The following is an 18,667-nucleotide window of genomic DNA, read 5'->3' as shown; positions in this document are numbered from 1 at the left end:
CGCACCCTCACCCCACGGAGGACTCTCATGCATGACGACCGCACCCTGGTCGAAGCCCGCCTCAAGCGCGTCCTCGACGAGCGCATACGTCCCGCGGTGTACCCCGAGTCCGTACCGCTGGAGGTGGCGGTGTGGAACGCGCCCGGCGAGCCGGTGCCGGTCGCCGAAGGACTGGCGGCCGCCGCGGAGCCGATCGAGGTGGGCGCGCGCTGGGGTGCTCCGTGGGGCACCAGCTGGTTCCGCGTCACCGGGACCGTCCCCCAGGCATGGGCCGGGAAGACCGTCGAGGCGCTGCTGGACCTGGGTTTCGACGAGAACATGCCGGGTTTCCAGTGCGAGGGGCTCGTCTACCGGCCCGACGGCACTCCGGTGAAGGGCCTCAATCCGCGCAACCAGTGGGTGCGGATCGGCGCCCCAGTCGAGGGCGGTGAGGCGGTCCGGCTGCACATCGAGGCCGCGTCCAACCCGGTGATTCTCGACTACCACCCCTTCCTGCCCACGCAGTTGGGCGACAAGGAGACAGCGGGCAGCGAGCCGCAGTACCGACTGGAACGCATGGACCTCGCGGTCTTCGACGAGACCGTGTGGCAGCTCGTCATCGACCTGGAGGTGCTCGGCGAGCTGATGGCCGAGCTTCCGGTGGAGTCCGCGCGGCGCTGGGACATCCTGCGGGCGCTGGAGCGCGCGCTGGACGCGGTGGACCTTCAGGACGTCAACGGCACGGCAGGCGTGGCCCGTTCGCGGCTGGAAGGCGTGCTGTCCGTGCCCGCCGTCCCCTCCGCCCACCGCATCAGTGCCGTCGGCCACGCGCACATCGACTCGGCCTGGCTGTGGCCACTGCGCGAGACGGTCCGCAAGGTGGCGCGGACGACCTCCAACATGACGGCACTCCTCGAAGACGAGCCGGACTTCGTCTTCGCCATGTCCCAGGCCCAGCAGTGGGCCTGGGTGAAGGAGCACCGGCCGGAGGTGTGGGCGCGGGTGAAGAAGGCCGTGGCCGACGGGCGCTTCGTGCCGGCCGGCGGCATGTGGGTCGAGTCGGACACGAACATGCCGGGCTCGGAGGCGATGGCCCGTCAGTTCGTGCACGGGAAGCGCTTCTTCCTGGACGAGTTCGGCATCGAGAACGACGAGGCCTGGCTGCCCGACACCTTCGGCTTCGCGGCCGGTCTGCCGCAGATCATCAAGGCCGCGGGCTCCAAATGGCTGCTCACGCAGAAGATCTCGTGGTCGCAGACCAACAAGTTCCCGCACCACACCTTCCAGTGGGAAGGCATCGACGGCACCCGGATCTTCACCCACTTCCCGCCCGTCGACACCTACAACTGCTCCATGAAGGGCAGCGAGATCGCCCACGCGGCAAGCAACTTCAAGGACAAGGGCGTCGCCCGGCACTCCCTGGCACCCACCGGCTGGGGCGACGGCGGCGGGGGCACCACCCGTGAGATGGTCGCCAAGGCGGCCCGGCTCCGCGACCTCGAAGGCTCCGCGGCCGTGGTGTGGGAGACCCCCGGGAAGTTCTTCGAGAAGGCGGAGGCCGAATACCCCAACGCTCCCGTGTGGGTCGGCGAGCTGTATCTCGAACTGCACCGGGCCACACTCACCAGCCAGGCGAAGACCAAGCAGGGCAACCGGCGCAGCGAACACCTCCTGCGCGAGGCGGAACTGTGGGCGGCGACGGCGGCCGTACGGACCGGAGTCCCGTACCCCCACGAGGAGTTGGACCGCATCTGGAAGACGGTGCTGCTCCACCAGTTCCACGACATCCTGCCCGGCTCGTCCATCGCCTGGGTGCACCGGGAGGCGCGCAAGACGTACGAGCGGGTCGCCGACGAGCTGAACGGCATCATCGGCGCGGCCCAGCGCGCGCTGGCCGGTGGTGAGGGCTCGACGACGCTGGTGTTCAACTCGGCACCGCACAGCCGGGACGGCGTTCCCGCGGGTGGCGCCCGGATCCAGGCCGTCGACGGTCAGACAGCGCTCGCCTCACGCGTCAGCGGCGGCTACGTCCTCGACAACGGCCTGCTGAGGCTCGAGATCGACGGGCAGGGGCTCGTCGTCTCCGCGTACGACCTCGTCGGCGACCGCGAGACGATCGCCCCCGGCAAGGCCGCGAACCTCCTCCAGATCCACCCCGACTTCCCGAACATGTGGGACGCCTGGGACGTCGACGAGTTCTATCGCAACACCGTCACCGACCTGATCGACGCCGATGAGGTCGTGCCTGGTGAGCACGGCGTGTCGGTCCGGATCGTACGGACCTTCGGCGCGTCGCGCGTCACTCAGGTGCTGTCGCTCGCCCCGGGGGAGCGGCGGCTCGGCATCGACACCGAAGTCGACTGGCACGAGACGGAGAAGTTCCTCAAGCTCGCCTTCCCGCTCGATGTGCACGCCGAACGGTACGCGTCCGAGACCCAGTTCGGGCACTTCTACCGGCCGACGCACACCAACACGAGCTGGGAGGCCGCCAAGTTCGAGGCGTGCAACCACCGGTTCGTGCACTTCGAGGAGCCCGGCTGGGGTGTCGCCCTGGTGAACGACTCGACGTACGGCCATGACGTCACCCGGACCGTGCGCGACAGCGACTCCGGCACGACCACGACCGTGCGCGTCTCGCTGCTGCGTGCCCCGCGCTTCCCCGACCCGGAGACCGACCAGGGCGTCCACCGCTTCCGGCACGCGCTGGTGCCGGGGGCGGGGATCGCGGACGCGGTGCGCGAGGGGTGGCGGATCAACCTGCCGGAGCGGCGGATGGCCGGTTCCCGGGAGGTCGCGCCACTGGTGAGCATCGACCAGGACGCGGTCGTCGTGACGGCGGTCAAGCTGGCCGACGACGGCAGCGGTGACGTGGTCGTCCGCTTCCACGAGTCGTGCGGTGGGCGTACGAGGGCCACACTCACGGCGGGCTTCGAGGTCGCGACCGTCACGGTGACGGACCTGCTGGAGCGGCCACTCGCCGAGGCGGCCGAACCGTGGCGCGACGGAGCCCGGATCACGCTGGCGCTGCGCCCCTTCGAGCTGGTGACGCTCAGGCTGCGGCGCGCCTGACTCCTCGCGGGCTGTGGGCCCATGTCAGCCGGAGCGGCTGTGGGCCCACGTCGGCCGGAGCGGCTGCGGGCCCACTACGGCTTGAGCTGGGTCCGCAGCCACTGCTCCACCTCGCCCACGTGCGCGGCCGCCGCCGCCCGAGCCGCCTCGGGATCGCGTGCCACCAGCGCGCGGTGGATCGCCGCGTGCTCGCGCCGGGTGCGCTCGAAGGCACCCTCCTCCTGGTAGCCGCGCCAGACACGGGCGCGGAAGGTGCGCGAGGAGAGGCCCTCCAGGATGGCCGCCATCGTCTCGTTGCCCGCCGCCGCCCCGATGGCGCGGTGGAAGGCGAGGTCGTGGGCGAGGATCTCCTCCGGGTCGTCCGTCGCGTTCATCGCCGCGAGGTGTTTCTCGACCTCGGCGAGCTCATCCGCCGAGATGCGGGCGGCTGCGAGCGCGGTCGCCGTCGACTCCAGGATCCGGCGGATTTCGAGCAGCTCGACCAGCCGCGGCCCCCGGGACAGATCGGCCACGACACCAAAGGTCTCCAGGAGGTCCCCGGCCTCCAACTGCGTGACGTAGATGCCCGATCCGTGCCGTGCCTCCAGGACGCCCATGACCGTGAGCGCGCGGATCGCCTCGCGCATCGAGCTGCGGGAGATGCCCAGCTGGGCGGCGAGATCACGCTCGGTGGGCAGCCGCTGGCCCGGCTCGAGACGGCCCTCTCCGATCATCGCCTTGATCTGCTCGATGGCGCGCTGCGTCACGGTGCCTTTCTGCGGGGCGGACTCGTCCACGCCATCTCCTCCTGTCGCCGGATGCGCCGCAGTCTAACCATCGGAGTGGTCGGACCACTATCGCTCGAGAGCACGAAAATTTGGCTCCGGAGGGTGTTGCGGCGGCGAAGTGGTCTGATAAATATGCGGTCACCTGCTCGATCTCGCTCAATGAGGAGCCGTCAGATGGCCGGCAGAAGACTGCGAAACAGGCGGATCACCGTACGTGCGGCGGCTGCGGCCGCCTGCGCCACCCTCGTGCTCTCCGCATGCGGCAGCACCAAGGACAGCGTCGCCTCCGGCGGCGGGGGAGGCGGCACCGGCAAGGTCGGGGTGATCCTGCCCCTGCTGACCTCGCCGTTCTGGCAGTCGTACAACGACTACGTCCCGAAGATGGCGAAGTCCGAGGGCGTGGACGCGCTCAAGACCGTCAACTCCAACAGTGACCCGTCGCAGCAGATCACCGACATCAACAACCAGCTGAACCAGGGCGTGAAGGGTCTCGTCGTGGCCCCTCTGGACAGCGCCGCGATCGCCGCGGGCCTTGACCAGGCCGAGCGCAAGGGCGTGCCCGTGGTCGCCGTCGACGTGGCGCCCGAGAAGGGCAAGGTCGCCATGGTCGTACGCGCCGACAACGTCGCGTACGGCGAGAAGGCGTGCGAGTACCTCGGCAAGCAGATCAGCTCCGGCAAGGTCGTGCAGATCATGGGCGATCTGGCGTCCGTCAACGGCCGCGAGCGCTCCGAGGCGTTCCGTACCTGCGTGAAGAAGAACTACCCCAAGCTGAAGGTCCTGGAGATCCCCGCCAAGTGGGAGTCCGACACCGCGGCCTCCAAGCTGGACACCCTGCTGAACGCCAACCCCGACATCAAGGGCATCTACATGCAGGCGGGCGGCGTCTACCTCGCACCCACGCTGCAGACCCTCAAGTCCAAGGGCATGCTGAAGACGGCGGGCCAGGCGGGCCACATCACGATCGTCTCGAACGACGGCATCCCGCAGGAGTTCGACGCCATCCGCAAGGGCCAGATCGACGCCACCGTCTCGCAGCCGGCCGACGCGTACGCCAAGTACGGCATGTACTACATCAAGGCCGCGATGCAGGGGAAGACGTTCAAGCCGGGCCCCACGGACCACGACTCCGAGATCGTCAAGCTGCCCAGCGGCATCCTGGAGGACCAGCTGCCCGCGCCGCTGGTGACCAAGGACAACGTGGACGACTCCAAGCTCTGGGGCAACACGGTCAAATGAGTACCGGTCAAATGAGCACACCACTGGTCGAGGCGCGGGGGATAGCCAAGCGGTACGGTCCCACGGTCGCGCTCCAAGACGGTCAACTCACCGTCCTCCCCGGTGAGTCGCACGCCCTCGTCGGCCGCAACGGTGCGGGCAAGTCCACCCTCGTCACCATCCTCACCGGCCTCCAGGCCCCCGACGAGGGCACGGTCCGCTTCGACGGCGAGCCCGCGCCCGCGCTCGCCGACCGTGACGCCTGGCGCCGCAAGGTGGCTTGCGTCTATCAAAAGCCCACGGTGGTACCCGAGTTGACGGTCGCCGAGAACCTCTTCATCAACCGGCAGCCGGTCGGACGCGGCGGTTTCATCAGCTGGCGCAGGCTGAGGGCCGAGGCGGCGGAGGTCCTGGAGACCTGGGACGTGCGCGTCGACCCGGACGCGCGAACCGCCGACCTCAAGGTCGAGGACCGTCAAATGGTCGAGATCGCACGGGCGTTGAGCTTCGGAGCCCGGTTCATCGTCCTCGACGAACCGACCGCCCAGCTCGACAACCGCGAGATCGAGCGGCTCTTCACCCGGATGCGCGCGCTCCAGGAATCCGGCGTCACCTTCCTGTTCATCTCGCACCACCTCCAGGAGGTGTACGAGGTGTGCCAGACGGTCACGGTGCTGCGCGACGCCCGCTGGATCACCACCGCGCCGGTCGCCGAACTGCCGCGTCCGGCGCTGGTGGAGGCCATGGCGGGGGAGTCGATCAGCGAACACACGGCCACGCACCCGTCCGTGGCCGCCGACGCGCCGGTGATGCTCGAAGCCAAGGGGCTCACCTCGGACGCGTACGAGGACATCGACCTCACCGTCCGCCGCGGCGAGGTCCTCGGCCTCGCCGGCTCCAGCGGCAGCGGCAAGATCGAGCTGGCCGAGTCCTTCGCGGGCCTGTACGAACCGAGGAGCGGAGCCGCCCGACTCGACGGCGAGCGGCTTCCGTTCGGCGACGTGCAGGCCGCTCTCGAGGCGGGCGTCGGCTGCGTCCCGCGCGACCGGCACGACCAGGGCCTGGTCACCGGGATGAGCATCGGTGACAACGCCACCATGAGCGTCCTGAACCGGCTCGGCCGCTACGGCTTCATCGGCACCGACCGCAGACGCCGCTTCGCCACCGAGCTGATCGAACGCCTCGACATCCACACCGAAGGCCCGGAACAGCCCGTCTCCGACCTCTCCGGCGGCAACGCGCAGAAGGTCGTGATGGCCCGCGCCCTCGCCTCGGACCCGCGTCTCCTCGTCCTCATCAACCCCACCGCGGGCGTCGACGTGAAGTCCAAGGAGTCCCTGCTGTCGCGGATGGACAGCGCGCGCGAGGACGGCACCGCCGTGCTCGTCGTCTCCGACGAACTCGACGACCTGCGCCGCTGCGACCGCGTCCTCGTCCTCTTCCACGGCCGCGTCGTCGCCGAGCACCCGGCGGGCTGGCACGACCACGAGCTGATCGCCTCCATCGAAGGAGTGGACCATGGCTGACACCAAGGCCCCGCCGCTCACCCCCCTCCGGGCCCCCGACCCGCGTGCCGCCAAGACGGTTCTGCTCCGCCGTGCCCGCGAACTCGCCCTCGTCCCCGCCCTGTTGCTGCTCATGGTGCTCGGCGCCTTCGTCAACGACTCGTTCCTCACCGAGCGGAACCTGATCTCGATCCTCGGCGCCTCGGCCGCCCTCGCCATGGTCGTGCTCGCCGAGTCGCTCGTGCTCATCACCGGCAAGTTCGACCTGTCGCTGGAGTCGGTGGTGGGCATCGCGCCCGCCGTGGGCGCGCTGCTCGTGCTGCCCGCCGCGCAGTCCGGCTGGGGGACGGAGTTCCCGGCCGCGCTCGCCCTGCTCGCGATCCTGGTCGTGGGCGCGGTCATCGGCGCGTTCAACGGCATCCTGGTCGTCAAGTTCAAGCTCAACGCCTTCATCGTCACCCTCGCGATGCTGATCATCCTGCGTGGACTGCTGGTCGGCGCCACCAAGGGCAAGACGCTGTTCGGGATGCCCGACGCGTTCTTCTCGCTGGCCACCACGACCTTTCTGCGTGTCCCGATGTCGGTGTGGCTGGCGGCCGTCGCCTTCGGGGTGGCGGGCCTGATCCTGAAGTACCACCGCATCGGCCGCGCCCTGTACGCGATCGGCGGCAACGCGGACGCGGCCCGCGCGGCCGGTATCCGCGTCGAGCGCGTGATGCTCGGCGTGTTCGTCGTGGCCGGGGTGCTCGCCTCGGTCGGCGGGATCATGCAGACCGGATACGTGGGTGCGATCAGCGCCAACCAGGGCAACAACATGATCTTCACCGTCTTCGCGGCCGCGGTCATCGGCGGCATCAGCCTCGACGGCGGCAAGGGCACCATGTTCGGCGCGCTGACCGGCGTACTCCTCCTTGGAGTGGTGCAGAACCTGCTCACGCTGGCCCAGGTGCCGTCGTTCTGGATCCAGGCCATCTACGGCGGAATCATCCTGGTCGCCCTGATGATCGCCCGCGTGACGACGGGCCGCGCCCAGGACTGACCTCCCTCGATTTCGTACGGAGCCTTCCGTACGCCCTGTCCCGGACCGAAAGGCCTCCCGTGTCCCCAACTGCCGCTCGTATTACTGCGGTCGACACCTATGACATCCGCTTCCCCACCTCGCGCGAGCTCGACGGCTCCGACGCGATGAACCCGGACCCCGACTACTCGGCGGCATACGTCGTGCTGCGCAGTGACGCGGCCGACGGCGTCGAGGGGCACGGCTTCACCTTCACCATCGGGCGGGGCAATGATGTCCAGGTCGCCGCGATCGACGCGCTGCGCGGGCATGTGGTCGGACGGTCCGTCGACGAGCTGTGCGCAGACCCCGGCTCCCTCGGCCGGGACCTGATCGGCGACAGCCAGCTGCGCTGGCTCGGCCCCGAGAAGGGCGTGATGCACATGGCGATCGGCGCCGTCGTCAACGCCGTATGGGACCTGGCCGCCAAGCGGGCGGACAAGCCGCTGTGGCAGCTGCTCGCCGACGCCGAGCCGGAATGGCTGGTACGCCAGGTCGACTTCCGCTACATCACGGACGCGCTCACGCCCGAGGAGGCGCTGGAACTGCTGCGCCGCGGCAAGGAGGGAGCCGCGGCACGCGCCGCGACCCTTCGGGAACGAGGCTTCCCGGCCTACACCACCTCACCGGGCTGGCTCGGCTACAGCGACGAGAAGCTCACCCGGCTCGCCACCGAAGCCGTCGCCGACGGCTTTCGGCAGATCAAGCTGAAGGTGGGTGCGGATCTGGCGGACGACGTACGCCGCTGCCGGGTCGCCCGCGCCGTGGTCGGCCCGGACATCCGCGTCGCCATCGACGCCAACCAGCGCTGGAACGTCGACGAGGCGATCACCTGGACCAAGGCCCTCGCCGAGTTCGACCCCTACTGGATCGAGGAGCCGACGAGCCCCGACGACGTCCTCGGCCATGCCACCGTGCGCGAGGCCGTCGCCCCCGTGAAGGTCGCCACCGGCGAGCACGTCCAGAACCGCATCGTCTTCAAGCAGCTGCTCCAGGCCGGCGCCATCGACGTCCTCCAGATCGACGCGGCCCGCGTCGGCGGCGTCAACGAGAACCTCGCGATCCTGCTGCTCGCCGCCAAGTTCGGCGTGCCGGTCTGCCCGCACGCGGGCGGCGTCGGCCTGTGCGAGCTCGTCCAGCACCTCTCGATGTTCGACTTCGTGGCGCTGGCCGGCACCACCGACGACCGGGTCATCGAATACGTCGACCATCTGCACGGCCACTTCCTCGACCCGGTGGTGATTCGCCAGGGTCACTACACGGCACCCACCGCGCCGGGCTTCTCGGCCGCCATGCGGCCCGAGTCCATCGCGGAATTCACCTACCCCGGCGGTACCTTCTGGGCCGCCGACCTCGCGCAGCAGGCGCACACCGACCAGAAGGGGGAAGCGGCATGACCGACTTCGAAGGACTCAAGGCACTGGTGACGGGCGGCGCCTCCGGCATCGGCCGGGCCACCGCGGAACTCCTCGCCGCTCGCGGTGCCCAGGTCGCCGTCCTCGACCTGGACCCGTCGTCGGTCGAGAAGCCGTTGCTCGGCTACCGGGCCGACGTCTGTGACGACGCGTCCGTACGCGCGGCCGTGGCCGCGGCCGTCGCCGACCTGGGCGGCCTGGATGTGCTGGTCAACAACGCCGGTATCGGCGCCCAGGGCACCATCGAGGACAACGACGACGAGCAGTGGCACCGGGTCCTGGACGTCAACGTCCTCGGCATGGTGCGTACGGCCCGCGCCGCCCTGCCCCATCTGCGCGAGTCCGCGCACGCGGCCATCGTGAACACCTGCTCCATCGCCGCCACCGCGGGCCTGCCCCAGCGCGCCCTGTACTCCGCCTCGAAGGGTGCCGTCCTCTCGCTCACCCTCGCCATGGCCGCCGACCACATCCGCGAAGGCGTCCGCGTCAACTGCGTCAATCCCGGCACGGCCGACACGCCGTGGATCGGCCGCCTGCTCGATGCCGCCGCCGACCCGGCCGCGGAGCGGGCCGCGCTGGAGGCCCGCCAGCCCTCCGGCCGTCTCGTCTCGGCAGCCGAAGTCGCGGGCGCCATCGCGTACTTGGCGAGTCCGCTGTCCGGCGCCACCACCGGCACCGCCCTCGCCGTCGACGGCGGCATGCAGGGGCTGCGGCTGCGCCCGGTGGGCCAGTGAGCACGCTCGGCAGCAGCGGTGTCGAGGTCAGCCCGCTGTCCTTCGGCGCCGCGGGCATCGGCAACCTGTTCACCGCGGTCGGCGACGAGCAGGCGCATGAGGCTGTCGATGCCGCCTGGTCCGGTGGCATCCGCTACTTCGACACGGCACCGCACTACGGCATCGGCCTCTCCGAGCGGCGCCTCGGCGCGGCCCTGCGCGACCGGCCGCGTGCCGAGTACACCGTCTCCACCAAGGTGGGGCGCCTCCTGGAGCTCACGGACCAGGGCGGCGACGACCTGGCCGACGGCTTCGCCGTGCCCGCCACGCACCGTCGCGTCTGGGACTTCAGCGCGGACGGCGTACGGCGCAGTCTGGACGCCAGCCTGGAACGGCTCGGCCTCGACCGCGTGGACGTCGTCTACCTGCACGACCCGGACGACCACGCCGAGCAGGCCTTCCGCGAGGGCTACCCCGCCCTGGAGAAGCTGCGCTCGGAAGGCGTCGTCGGCGCGATCGGCGCGGGCATGAACCAGACCGAGATGCTCACCCGCTTCGTTCGCGAGACGGACGTCGACGTGGTGCTGTGCGCCGGCCGGTACACGCTGCTCGACCACCGGGCGCTGGCCGACCTGCTGCCCGCCGCCGAGGAGCGGGGGACCTCCGTCGTCATCGGCGGCGCCTTCAACTCCGGTCTGCTGGCCGACCCGCGGCCGGGAGCGACGTACAACTACACCACCGCGCCGGCGGAGGTGCTGGACCGCGCCCTGCGCCTGAAGGGCATCGCCGAGCGGCACGGCACGACCCTGCGCGCCGCCGCCCTGGCCTTCCCCGCCGCCCACCCGGCCGTCGCGAGCGTCCTGGCCGGTGCTCGCGCGGCGCACGAAGTCCGGGACTGCGTCGAGCAGTTCGCGACGCCGGTGCCCCGGGACTTCTGGCAGGAACTGCGTGCGGAGGGTCTGCTGCCCGCCGCTGCCCCCGTACCCGCTTAGGAGCCGTCATGAGAGTCGCGCTGCACACCAAGGTCCGCGCGGACCGCGTCGCCGAGTACGAGGCCGCCCACCGCGAGGTCCCCGCCGAACTGACCGCGGCGATCCGCGCCGCCGGGGCCACCTCCTGGACGATCTGGCGCAGCGGCACCGATCTCTTCCACGTCCTGGAGTGCGCGGACTACGGGCGGATGCTCGCCGAGCTGGACAAGCTGCCGGTCAACATCGCCTGGCAGGCCCGTATGGCGGAACTCCTCGACGTCGTGCACGACTACTCCGGCGAGGGCGCGGGCGCCGGCCTGCCCGTCGTATGGGAGCTGCCGTGACCGTCGACGCCCACCACCACGTGTGGGACCTCTCCGTCCGCGACCAGGACTGGCTCACGGGCACCGAACTCCTGCCCCTGCGGCGTGACTTCACCCTCACGGACCTCGAGCCGGAGGCGCGTGCCGCCGGGGTCGACCGCACGATCCTCGTACAGACGATCACCGTGGCCGAGGAGACCCCGGAGTTCCTCGCCCTCGCGGCGCACCACGAGCTGGTCGCGGGAGTGGTCGGGTGGACCGACCTGACCCGGCCGGATGTCGCCGACGAGCTGGCGCGGCTGCGGGAGCTGCCGGGGGGCCGGTATCTCAAGGGCATCCGGCACCAGGTGCAGGGCGAGGCCGACCCCGAGTGGCTGCTGCGTCCGGACGTGCGGCGCGGGCTCGCCGCCGTCGCCGGGGCGGGCCTGGTCTACGACCTGGTGGTGCTGCCGCACCAGTTGCCCGCGTGCGTACGGGCAGCCGCGGGCCACCCCGAACTGACCTTTGTGCTCGACCACTTGGGAAAGCCGCCGATCGCCACAGGCGCGCTGGAGCCCTGGGCGAGCGCCGTCGGCAGGCTGGCCGCGCTCCCCAACACCGTGTGCAAGCTCTCCGGGATGGTCACCGAAGCGGACCCCGCGAAGTGGACGGTCGACGACCTGCGCCCGTACGCCGACACCGTCCTGGACGCCTTCGGCCCCCGTCGGCTGATGTTCGGCTCCGACTGGCCGGTGTGCACACTGGCTGCGGCCTACGGCCAAGTGGTCGACACCGCAAGCGAGTTGGTCCGTCGTTTCGGCGCGGATGAGCAAGCGGGGGTCTTCGGAGGCACCGCCGCTCGCGTCTACCGCCTCTGAGCCACCCGGTCCAGTCGCATCGGCGGCAGGAACTCCCGTACGTACGTCCGGTGCCAGCACGCGCCCGTCTCCCGCAGCTCGCGCCAGGTCGTGTAGCGGTAGCGGTAGAGGCGGGCGCGGATGTAGCGGGGCGGGGCGTCGGCGGGGAACGGGGAGCGGCGCAGCAGCCGTAGCGTGTCGCGGTCGTTCTCCAGGAGCCGCTCCACCAGACCCGTGAACCATGAAGCGGCGTACGCGGGGGAGAGCGCCGCGAACCACATCAGCCAGTCGAGCCGCAGGTGGTACGGCGCGAACTGGCGTGGCCAGTACCGGGGATCGCCCGGTTTGCCCTTGAACTCGTACTCCCGCCAGTCCGCGTCCTCGTACGGCATGTCGTCCGCCGTGCCCTCGACGATCACCTCGTCGCGCACCCGGCTGACGCTGCCGAACGCCCCATACGTGTTGACCAGATGGAGCGGGTCGAAGGAGCGGTTCATGACCTGGCGCCGGGAGAGCAGATTGCGGGTCGGGCGGTAGCTGAGGGTCAGCAGACCCGTGGCCACCGCCAGGACCACGATCTCGTACCAGAGTGGTGTCGCGGACACGTGCGGGGCAGTGGTGGGGAACTCGACCGCCGACAGGGCCAGCACGATGGTGATCCAGTTCAGCCAGGAGAAGTTGCCGGACAGGACCAGCCACAGCTGGGTGAGGATCATCAGCGAGGCGGCGGCCGTCGCGATCGGCTGCGGGGTGAAGAGGAGGACGGGGACGACGAGTTGGGTGACGTGGTTGGCGGCCACCTCGGCCCGGTGGAACGGCTTCGGGAGATGGTGGAAGAACCAGCTGAGCGGGCCCGGCATCGGCTGTGTCTCGTGGTGGTAGTACAGGCAGGTCAGCTTCCGCCAGCACGCGTCGCCGCGCATCTTGATCAGCCCGGCGCCGAACTCGACGCGGAACAGCACCCAGCGCAGCAGGAAGAGGACGACGATCGGCGGGGCCACCTCGTCGTTGCCGAGGAAGACGGCGAGGAAGCCCACCTCCAGGAGCAGCGACTCCCAGCCGAACGAGTACCAGGTCTGGCCCACGTTGACGATCGACAGATACAGCGCCCACGGGAGGAGCCACAGCAGCATGCCGCCCCAGAGCGGCAGGTACGAGTCCAGGCCCGCGAGCAGCGCCACCGACACCGCGCAGCCCGCCCAGGACCAAGCCGCGAAGAAGCGGTCCGAGTAGTGCAGATGGAACACGCTCGGCGCGCGGCGGAACGGCACCTGCGCCACGAAGCGGGGCACCGGCAGCATCCCGCGCTCCCCGATGAGCGCGCGGAACTGCAGCGCCGCGCCCAGGAAGGCGACCAGGTACACGGCGGCCAGCGCCCGCTGGAAGACCAGTCGGCTCAGCCAGTACTCCGGTGCGACGAACCACTCCACGTCGGCCGCTCCTCTCCCCTCCATTGTGACGCTGGGTGACCTGTCTCCGCTTGCGTGACCCATGTGAGTGACACAGACAATGGTGGACGAATTGCTGGGGGATGAGCGAATTGCCCGGGATGAACGGGAGAATGTGGTGCACCTACCCACCAGAACCTTCGTCACAGCCTGCACGCTCTCGGCGGCGCTCCTCGTCGCCGGGTGCGGCGGCGACAGCGACAAGGGCGAGACGGCCGGCGCGTCCAGCGGGTCCAGCGGCGAACTCTTCCTGCAGCCGGTCGCGGCCCAGGGGCCCGACCCCTTCACCGCCTCCACCGCCTCCACAACCTCGCTACCCGTCACCCGAACGCCGCAATCGCGGTCCACCGGCGGCACCTCAGCCCCGCAGGGGGTGCGCTCCCTGTCGGGCTCCACGCCCGGTCTCTACGGCGGCACCCAGAACGCCGGCAGCTGTGACGTCGAGAAGCAGATCGGCTTCCTCGCCGCCGACCGGAGCAAGGAGCGCGCCTTCGCGCAGGCCGCGGGCATCTCCCAGGCCTCCGTCCCCCGCTACCTGCGGGGTCTGACATCGGTCGTGCTGCGCGCCGACACGCGCGTCACCGACCACGGGTTCAGCAACGGACGGGCCACCGGCTTCCAGTCCGTGCTCCAGGTGGGCACCGCCGTCCTCGTCGACAACCGGGGCGTGCCCCGCGTCCGCTGCGCCTGCGGCAACCCGCTCAACCCGCCCGTCGCCCTCCGGGGAAACGCGGGCACCCAGGGGCGCCCCTGGTCCGGGTACCAGCCCACCCAGGTCGTCGCGGTGACCCCGGCGCCCACCGTGATCACCAACATCACGATCATCAACATCGTCGACAACAGGTGGATCGAGCGGAGGATCGGTGACGACGGCGACCACGACCACGTCGTACCACCGCCCGACGGCTGGACGCCGGCCCCGCGCCCGCACGACTCGTCCTCCGGTGCCTCGCGAGGCGCGGAGAGTCCGTCGCCGGACGACCGGTCGTCGGACTGCGTGACGCCCGACGCGACCGTGACCGTGCCGCCGGGAGCGACCGAGAGCGCCCCGGGCGAGACCACGCGACCCGACACCACTCCGTCCGGCGCGCCGACGGGTCGGTTCCCGACGGATGAGTCGTCGACCTCGACGGATGAGTCCTCGACCCCGGTGGATGAGTTCCCGAGCTCGCCGGACGAGTTCCCGGCCTCGGTCGAAGAGCCCTCGGACTGCCCGACGGCCACTGTCACGGCCCCGCCGACGACGGAGCCCGACAGCACACGGACCCCCTCGGACCGGAGCGCCGCTCCGGACACGGACCCGGCCTCCCCCGACGAGTCCATGTCCGAGGAGCCCCCGTCGCCGCTGGACCCCTCGGGTTCGGCGAGCGAGGACATCGGTCCCGACATCGTCCCGGACACCCCCGATGTGCCCGACGGCGGCGGTCTGATCCCCGACGAGCCGACCGCCCCGGACAGCATCTTCGACGCCCCGACCGACGTCTTCGACAGTTGACCCGCACGAACTTCTGGGGGAGCCCGGAGACGGACCCTCCAGAAGTCGAATAATCGGGCAAATCCTGGCAAGGTGGGCCCATGGTTGATCGGGGAGCGAGCGCCCTGTCACTCCCGGACGACTGGCCCGCCCACCCGGATCCGATCCTGGCGCTCAACCGCATGGGCAGCTTCGACTGGGACCTGGACACCGGACTGATGCACATGGATGTCCAGGCCCACGAGGTCTTCGACGTGCGCCTCGACGAATACGACGGCCACCCCACGACCCTGGACATGCGCGTACCCCCGGGCGAGGGCATACGCCTCGACACCCTGGTTTCCCAGGCTCTCAAGGACGGCAGCGAGAACTACGGCGCCTACTTCCGCATCCGCCGCCGCGACGGCTCGCTGCGCTGGACGCACACCCAGGGCTACATCCGCCGCGACGAGACGGGGCGCCCGCGCCGGATCATCGGCATCGTCCGGGACGCCACCCAAGAGCTGAGCGAGAGCGAGGCGCGCCGCGAGCAGGCCGCCCAGGACGAGGTGCGCCGCCAGCAGACGAACGTCGTCCAGATCACCACCGCGGCCCTCGCGCACGCCCGCACCGTCCAGGACGTCATCGACGTCCTGGAGGACACCCACGGCCTCACCCACCTCGGGGCGACGAGCCTGGTCATGGGCCTGGTGGAGGCCGGCCGCATCCGCATGGTCGCCGCAGGCCCCGAGGACAGCTATGTGCCCGGCACCCGGGTCACCCGCCTCGACGCGCAGTACCCCATGAACGAGGTCGTACGAACCCTCGCGCCGCACTTCATCGAGTCGCCGGAGGAGTTCGCCGAGTCGTACCCCCTGCTGTGGCCGAACATCACCGACCTGAACATCACCTCGGCCGCGTATCTGCCGCTCATCGTGCAGGCCCGGCCCATCGGCGCGATCGGTCTGCTCTACAACGACCGGCGCGGCTTCTCGTCGGAGGAGCGCAATATCCTCGTCGCGCTCGGCAGCAGCATCGCGCAGAGCCTCCAGCGGGCCATGTTCTACGAGCAGGAGAAAGACCTCGCCCAGGGCCTCCAGCAGGCCATGCTGCCGCGCTCCATCCCCAGCGTCCCCGGCGCCGACATCGCCGTCCGCTACCGCTCCGCCTCCCTTGGCCGGGACATCGGCGGCGACTGGTACGACGTGATCCCGCTGCCCGGCGGTCGCGTCGGTGCCGTCATCGGCGACGTCCAGGGCCACGACACGCACGCCGCCGCGGTCATGGGCCAGCTGCGCATCGTGCTGCGCGCCTACGCCGCCGAGGGCCACACCCCCGCCACCGTGATGGCCCGCGCCTCGGTCTTCCTGCACGAACTCGACACCGATCGGTTCGCGACCTGCCTGTACGCGGAGGCCGACCTGTCCACCGGAGTGGTCCAGGTCGTGCGCGCGGGCCATATCGACCCCCTGATGCGTCTGACCGACGGCACCTGCCGCAGACTGGCCGTCGAAGGCGGTCTGCCGCTCGGGCTGTCCGCCGAGTTCGGCCGCCTCGAATACCCGGTCGCCACCGTCGAACTCGACCCCGGCCACACGCTGCTGCTGTGCACCGACGGGCTCGTCGAGCAGCCCGGGGTGGACCTCGACGAAGGCATGCACACCCTCGGGGAGCTCATCTGCTCGGGCCCGGACGACGTACGCGACCTCGCCGACCGGCTCATCGATGTAGCCGAGGAGCGCGGTGGTGACGACGATGTCGCGCTGCTGCTCCTGCGCCGCCGCGGCCACACCGACCAGCGGTCCGGCGGACGGCTCCAGCAGCATGTGGCGCCCGGCGACCCCGAGGCGCTCACCGAGGCCCGTCACATGATCCGCGCCGCGGTCTACGCCTGGGGCGCCGGAGAGCGCGCCGACGAGATCGAGCTGATCGCCGACGAACTCATCACCAACGCCCTGATGCACACCGAGGGCTCAGCCATCGTCACCCTGCGCGTCCTCAGCGGCCTTGACCGCAGGCTGCGCGCCGAGGTCGAGGACTCCTCCAGCGCGCTGCCGCGCCGCCGCGAGGCCGGCGAGTCCGGCGTCTCCGGCCGTGGCCTCCTCCTGGTCGACCGCCTCGCCGACGTCTGGGGCGTGGAGGCCCGTGGCGGCGGCAAGTGCGTGTGGTGCGAGTTCGTCGTCCCGGAGCGGAACTGAGATCGCGCGTCCTGGACCCGGCCGCACGTCCCGGACCCCGCCGGACACTGGCTCCGAGCCGGTGCACATGGTGTTGTCGGTGCCGGGTGGCACTCTGGACCCATGCCGGAACTGCCCGAGGTCGAAGCGCTCAAGGACTTCCTGGCCGACCATCTCGTCGGCCGTGAGGTCGTGCGCGTGCTGCCCGTCGCCATCAGCGTCCTGAAGACGTACGACCCGCCCGTCACCGCCTTCGAGGGGCGCGAGGTCACCGCCGTGCACCGGCACGGCAAGTTCCTCGACATCGAGGCGGACGGACTGCACTTCGTGACGCACCTGGCCCGCGCGGGCTGGCTGCACTGGAAGGACACGCTGCCCGACGGCCCGCCCCGCCCCGGCAAGGGCCCGCTCGCGCTGCGCGTCGCGCTGGAGACCGGCGAGGGCTTCGACCTCACCGAGGCGGGGACGCAGAAGCGACTCGCCGTGTACGTCGTACGGGACCCGGCGGAGATCCCGGGCGTCGCCCGCCTCGGCCCCGACCCGCTCGCCGACGACTTCGACGAGGCACGGTTCGCCGCGCTCCTCAAGGACGAGCGTCGCCAACTGAAGGGCGCACTCCGCGACCAGAGCCTGATCGCGGGTGTGGGGAACGCGTACAGCGACGAGATCCTGCACGCCGCCAAGATGTCCCCCTTCAAGCTCGCCTCCGCGCTGACCCCCGAGGAGATACGCCGCCTGTACGAGGCGCTGCGCTCCACGCTCACGGAGGCCGTCGAGCGCTCCCACGGGCTGGCCGCCGGACGCCTCAAGGCGGAGAAGAAGAGCGGGCTGCGGGTGCACGGCAGAACGGGGGAGCCGTGCCCGGTGTGCGGCGACACCATCCTCGAGGTGTCCTTCAGCGACTCCTCGCTGCAGTACTGCCCGACCTGCCAGACGGGAGGCAAACCGCTCGCGGACCGCCGGATGTCCAGACTTCTCAAGTAGCCGCACATCGGCCGGGGGCCCGGCATCGGCCGACTGCGAGAGACGTCAGTGCGGCTTGAGCGTCACCAGGTGTTCGCCTTCCGTCGTGCGCACCTCGAAGCGGCTGATCTCCTCCGGCTGGAACGCTGCGCCGCCCGTCACACTGGTGGCCCGGCCGTCGTGCGAGGGCACCATCCAGCTGGCCACCGTCTGCTCCGAGCCGTCCTTGCCGACGACCACGAGCTGACAGGCGCGCGGGCCCCCCGCGTCCTTGACCTGAATATCGACCTGGCTGCCCCCGACCCGGTCGTGGGTGGTGACCTGCGCCCACACACCGGTGTCCGCGTCCGTCGCGGCGACCTGGGCCGGCCCGGAGCCGTGTCCCGTCACGATCGCGACCGCGGGACCACCCGCGGCGAACACCACGGCGGCGGCCACCGCGTACAGCAACCTCCTGCGCCCGACCCGGTTTCGCGCCGCCACCTCGCCGAGCAACCGGTCCAGGAACCGGGGCCCGGGGGCGGCGAAGGGGTGCACGGAGCGCGGTGTGGCGCGTCGGTACAGCATCAACTGCCGTGCGGCGGGACGGAACTCACTCACATGCGCGGTGCAGCTGGGGCACTCCATGAGGTGGTCCTCGAAGCGGAAGGCCTCCGCCTCGTCCAGCACGCCGAGCGCGTAGGCGCCGACGTCACGATGCCGTTCCAGGGACCTCATACCGAATACCGAATCCTTGTGGCGATGGTGCGGGGTGGGGGTGGTGCTGCTGTTGC

The 18,667-nt window shown here is 70.7% G+C and carries 15 protein-coding genes; 12 read left to right on the top strand and 3 right to left on the bottom strand.

Annotation, left to right across the window (positions count from 1 at the left end):
* Positions 1 to 27: 27 nt before the first annotated feature.
* Positions 28 to 3,048 carry an alpha-mannosidase gene (locus tag ACZ4WS_RS01185; RefSeq protein ID WP_467976043.1) on the top strand — a complete coding sequence of 1,007 codons (3,021 nt, stop codon included), beginning with the start codon at positions 28 to 30 and terminating at the stop codon, positions 3,046 to 3,048.
* 74 nt (positions 3,049 to 3,122) lie between these two features.
* Here the strand turns inward: ACZ4WS_RS01185 and ACZ4WS_RS01180 are convergent, their stop codons facing one another.
* Positions 3,123 to 3,824: a FadR/GntR family transcriptional regulator gene (locus ACZ4WS_RS01180; RefSeq protein ID WP_467976041.1), complete on the bottom strand. Its 702-nt coding sequence runs from the start codon at positions 3,822 to 3,824 to the stop codon at positions 3,123 to 3,125.
* Positions 3,825 to 3,989: 165 nt separating this feature from the next.
* Between ACZ4WS_RS01180 and ACZ4WS_RS01175 the strand changes: the two genes are divergently transcribed.
* The 8 genes from ACZ4WS_RS01175 to ACZ4WS_RS01140 are packed head-to-tail and all read left to right on the top strand — an operon-like array spanning position 3,990 to position 11,874.
* Positions 3,990 to 5,054, top strand: a complete 1,065-nt coding sequence (locus ACZ4WS_RS01175) for a sugar ABC transporter substrate-binding protein (protein ID WP_467976039.1) — start codon at positions 3,990 to 3,992, stop codon at positions 5,052 to 5,054.
* Positions 5,055 to 5,065: 11 nt separating this feature from the next.
* The gene (locus tag ACZ4WS_RS01170; protein WP_467976037.1) at positions 5,066 to 6,559 is read left to right on the top strand and encodes a sugar ABC transporter ATP-binding protein; all 1,494 of its coding nucleotides are present in this window, start codon (positions 5,066 to 5,068) and stop codon (positions 6,557 to 6,559) included.
* Complete coding sequence (locus ACZ4WS_RS01165) at positions 6,552 to 7,577, top strand: ABC transporter permease (protein WP_467976035.1); 1,026 nt, start codon at positions 6,552 to 6,554, stop codon at positions 7,575 to 7,577. The genes ACZ4WS_RS01170 and ACZ4WS_RS01165 overlap by 8 nt, the downstream gene beginning before the upstream one ends.
* A 59-nt stretch (positions 7,578 to 7,636) precedes the next feature.
* A complete protein-coding gene (locus ACZ4WS_RS01160) occupies positions 7,637 to 8,992 on the top strand; it encodes an L-fuconate dehydratase (protein ID WP_467976034.1) in 1,356 nt (451 codons plus the stop codon).
* Positions 8,989 to 9,744, top strand: a complete 756-nt coding sequence (locus ACZ4WS_RS01155; protein ID WP_467976033.1) for an SDR family NAD(P)-dependent oxidoreductase — start codon at positions 8,989 to 8,991, stop codon at positions 9,742 to 9,744. Before ACZ4WS_RS01160 ends, ACZ4WS_RS01155 begins: the two co-directional genes overlap by 4 nt.
* Positions 9,741 to 10,715, top strand: a complete 975-nt coding sequence (locus tag ACZ4WS_RS01150) for an aldo/keto reductase (RefSeq protein ID WP_467976032.1) — start codon at positions 9,741 to 9,743, stop codon at positions 10,713 to 10,715. Before ACZ4WS_RS01155 ends, ACZ4WS_RS01150 begins: the two co-directional genes overlap by 4 nt.
* 8 nt (positions 10,716 to 10,723) lie before the next feature.
* Positions 10,724 to 11,038: an L-rhamnose mutarotase gene (locus ACZ4WS_RS01145; protein WP_467976030.1), complete on the top strand. Its 315-nt coding sequence runs from the start codon at positions 10,724 to 10,726 to the stop codon at positions 11,036 to 11,038.
* Positions 11,023 to 11,874 carry an amidohydrolase family protein gene (locus tag ACZ4WS_RS01140; protein ID WP_467976029.1) on the top strand — a complete coding sequence of 284 codons (852 nt, stop codon included), beginning with the start codon at positions 11,023 to 11,025 and terminating at the stop codon, positions 11,872 to 11,874. The genes ACZ4WS_RS01145 and ACZ4WS_RS01140 overlap by 16 nt, the downstream gene beginning before the upstream one ends.
* Here the strand turns inward: ACZ4WS_RS01140 and ACZ4WS_RS01135 are convergent.
* Entirely contained in the window at positions 11,862 to 13,283 is a 1,422-nt protein-coding gene (locus tag ACZ4WS_RS01135) for a lipase maturation factor family protein (RefSeq protein WP_467976027.1), read from the bottom strand. The genes ACZ4WS_RS01140 and ACZ4WS_RS01135 overlap by 13 nt on opposite strands.
* Positions 13,284 to 13,419: 136 nt before the next feature.
* Between ACZ4WS_RS01135 and ACZ4WS_RS01130 the strand changes: the two genes are divergently transcribed.
* The 3 genes from ACZ4WS_RS01130 to ACZ4WS_RS01120 all read left to right on the top strand — a co-directional run bounded on the left by ACZ4WS_RS01130 (position 13,420) and on the right by ACZ4WS_RS01120 (position 17,915).
* Positions 13,420 to 14,796: a DUF6777 domain-containing protein gene (locus ACZ4WS_RS01130; protein WP_467976025.1), complete on the top strand. Its 1,377-nt coding sequence runs from the start codon at positions 13,420 to 13,422 to the stop codon at positions 14,794 to 14,796.
* An 80-nt stretch (positions 14,797 to 14,876) separates the two neighbouring features.
* On the top strand, positions 14,877 to 16,952 hold the full coding sequence (locus ACZ4WS_RS01125; RefSeq protein WP_467976024.1) for a SpoIIE family protein phosphatase: 2,076 nt from the start codon (positions 14,877 to 14,879) through the stop codon (positions 16,950 to 16,952).
* 102 nt (positions 16,953 to 17,054) lie between these two features.
* Entirely contained in the window at positions 17,055 to 17,915 is an 861-nt protein-coding gene (locus tag ACZ4WS_RS01120) for an Fpg/Nei family DNA glycosylase (protein WP_467976023.1), read from the top strand.
* A gap of 45 nt (positions 17,916 to 17,960) precedes the next feature.
* Here the strand turns inward: ACZ4WS_RS01120 and ACZ4WS_RS01115 are convergent, their stop codons facing one another.
* The gene (locus ACZ4WS_RS01115) at positions 17,961 to 18,611 is read right to left on the bottom strand and encodes a zf-HC2 domain-containing protein (RefSeq protein ID WP_467977119.1); all 651 of its coding nucleotides are present in this window, start codon (positions 18,609 to 18,611) and stop codon (positions 17,961 to 17,963) included.
* Positions 18,612 to 18,667 lie beyond the last annotated feature (56 nt).

Source organism: Streptomyces sp. NPDC029292, assembly GCF_055569295.1.
Note: the sequence above shows the minus strand (reverse complement) of the source record. Positions and strands in the feature narration are given on the sequence as shown.

Excerpts from the sequence above, each read along its gene's own strand:
- ACZ4WS_RS01185 (WP_467976043.1), top strand. The coding sequence starts at position 28 with ATGCATGACGACCGCACCCTGGTCGAAGCCCGCCTCAAGCGCGTCCTC.
- ACZ4WS_RS01175 (WP_467976039.1), top strand. The coding sequence starts at position 3,990 with ATGGCCGGCAGAAGACTGCGAAACAGGCGGATCACCGTACGTGCGGCG.
- ACZ4WS_RS01170 (WP_467976037.1), top strand. The coding sequence starts at position 5,066 with ATGAGCACACCACTGGTCGAGGCGCGGGGGATAGCCAAGCGGTACGGT.
- ACZ4WS_RS01165 (WP_467976035.1), top strand. The coding sequence starts at position 6,552 with ATGGCTGACACCAAGGCCCCGCCGCTCACCCCCCTCCGGGCCCCCGAC.
- ACZ4WS_RS01155 (WP_467976033.1), top strand. The coding sequence starts at position 8,989 with ATGACCGACTTCGAAGGACTCAAGGCACTGGTGACGGGCGGCGCCTCC.
- ACZ4WS_RS01145 (WP_467976030.1), top strand. The coding sequence starts at position 10,724 with ATGAGAGTCGCGCTGCACACCAAGGTCCGCGCGGACCGCGTCGCCGAG.
- ACZ4WS_RS01140 (WP_467976029.1), top strand. The coding sequence starts at position 11,023 with ATGGGAGCTGCCGTGACCGTCGACGCCCACCACCACGTGTGGGACCTC.
- ACZ4WS_RS01125 (WP_467976024.1), top strand. The coding sequence starts at position 14,877 with ATGGTTGATCGGGGAGCGAGCGCCCTGTCACTCCCGGACGACTGGCCC.
- ACZ4WS_RS01120 (WP_467976023.1), top strand. The coding sequence starts at position 17,055 with ATGCCGGAACTGCCCGAGGTCGAAGCGCTCAAGGACTTCCTGGCCGAC.
- ACZ4WS_RS01115 (WP_467977119.1), bottom strand. The coding sequence starts at position 18,611 with ATGAGGTCCCTGGAACGGCATCGTGACGTCGGCGCCTACGCGCTCGGC.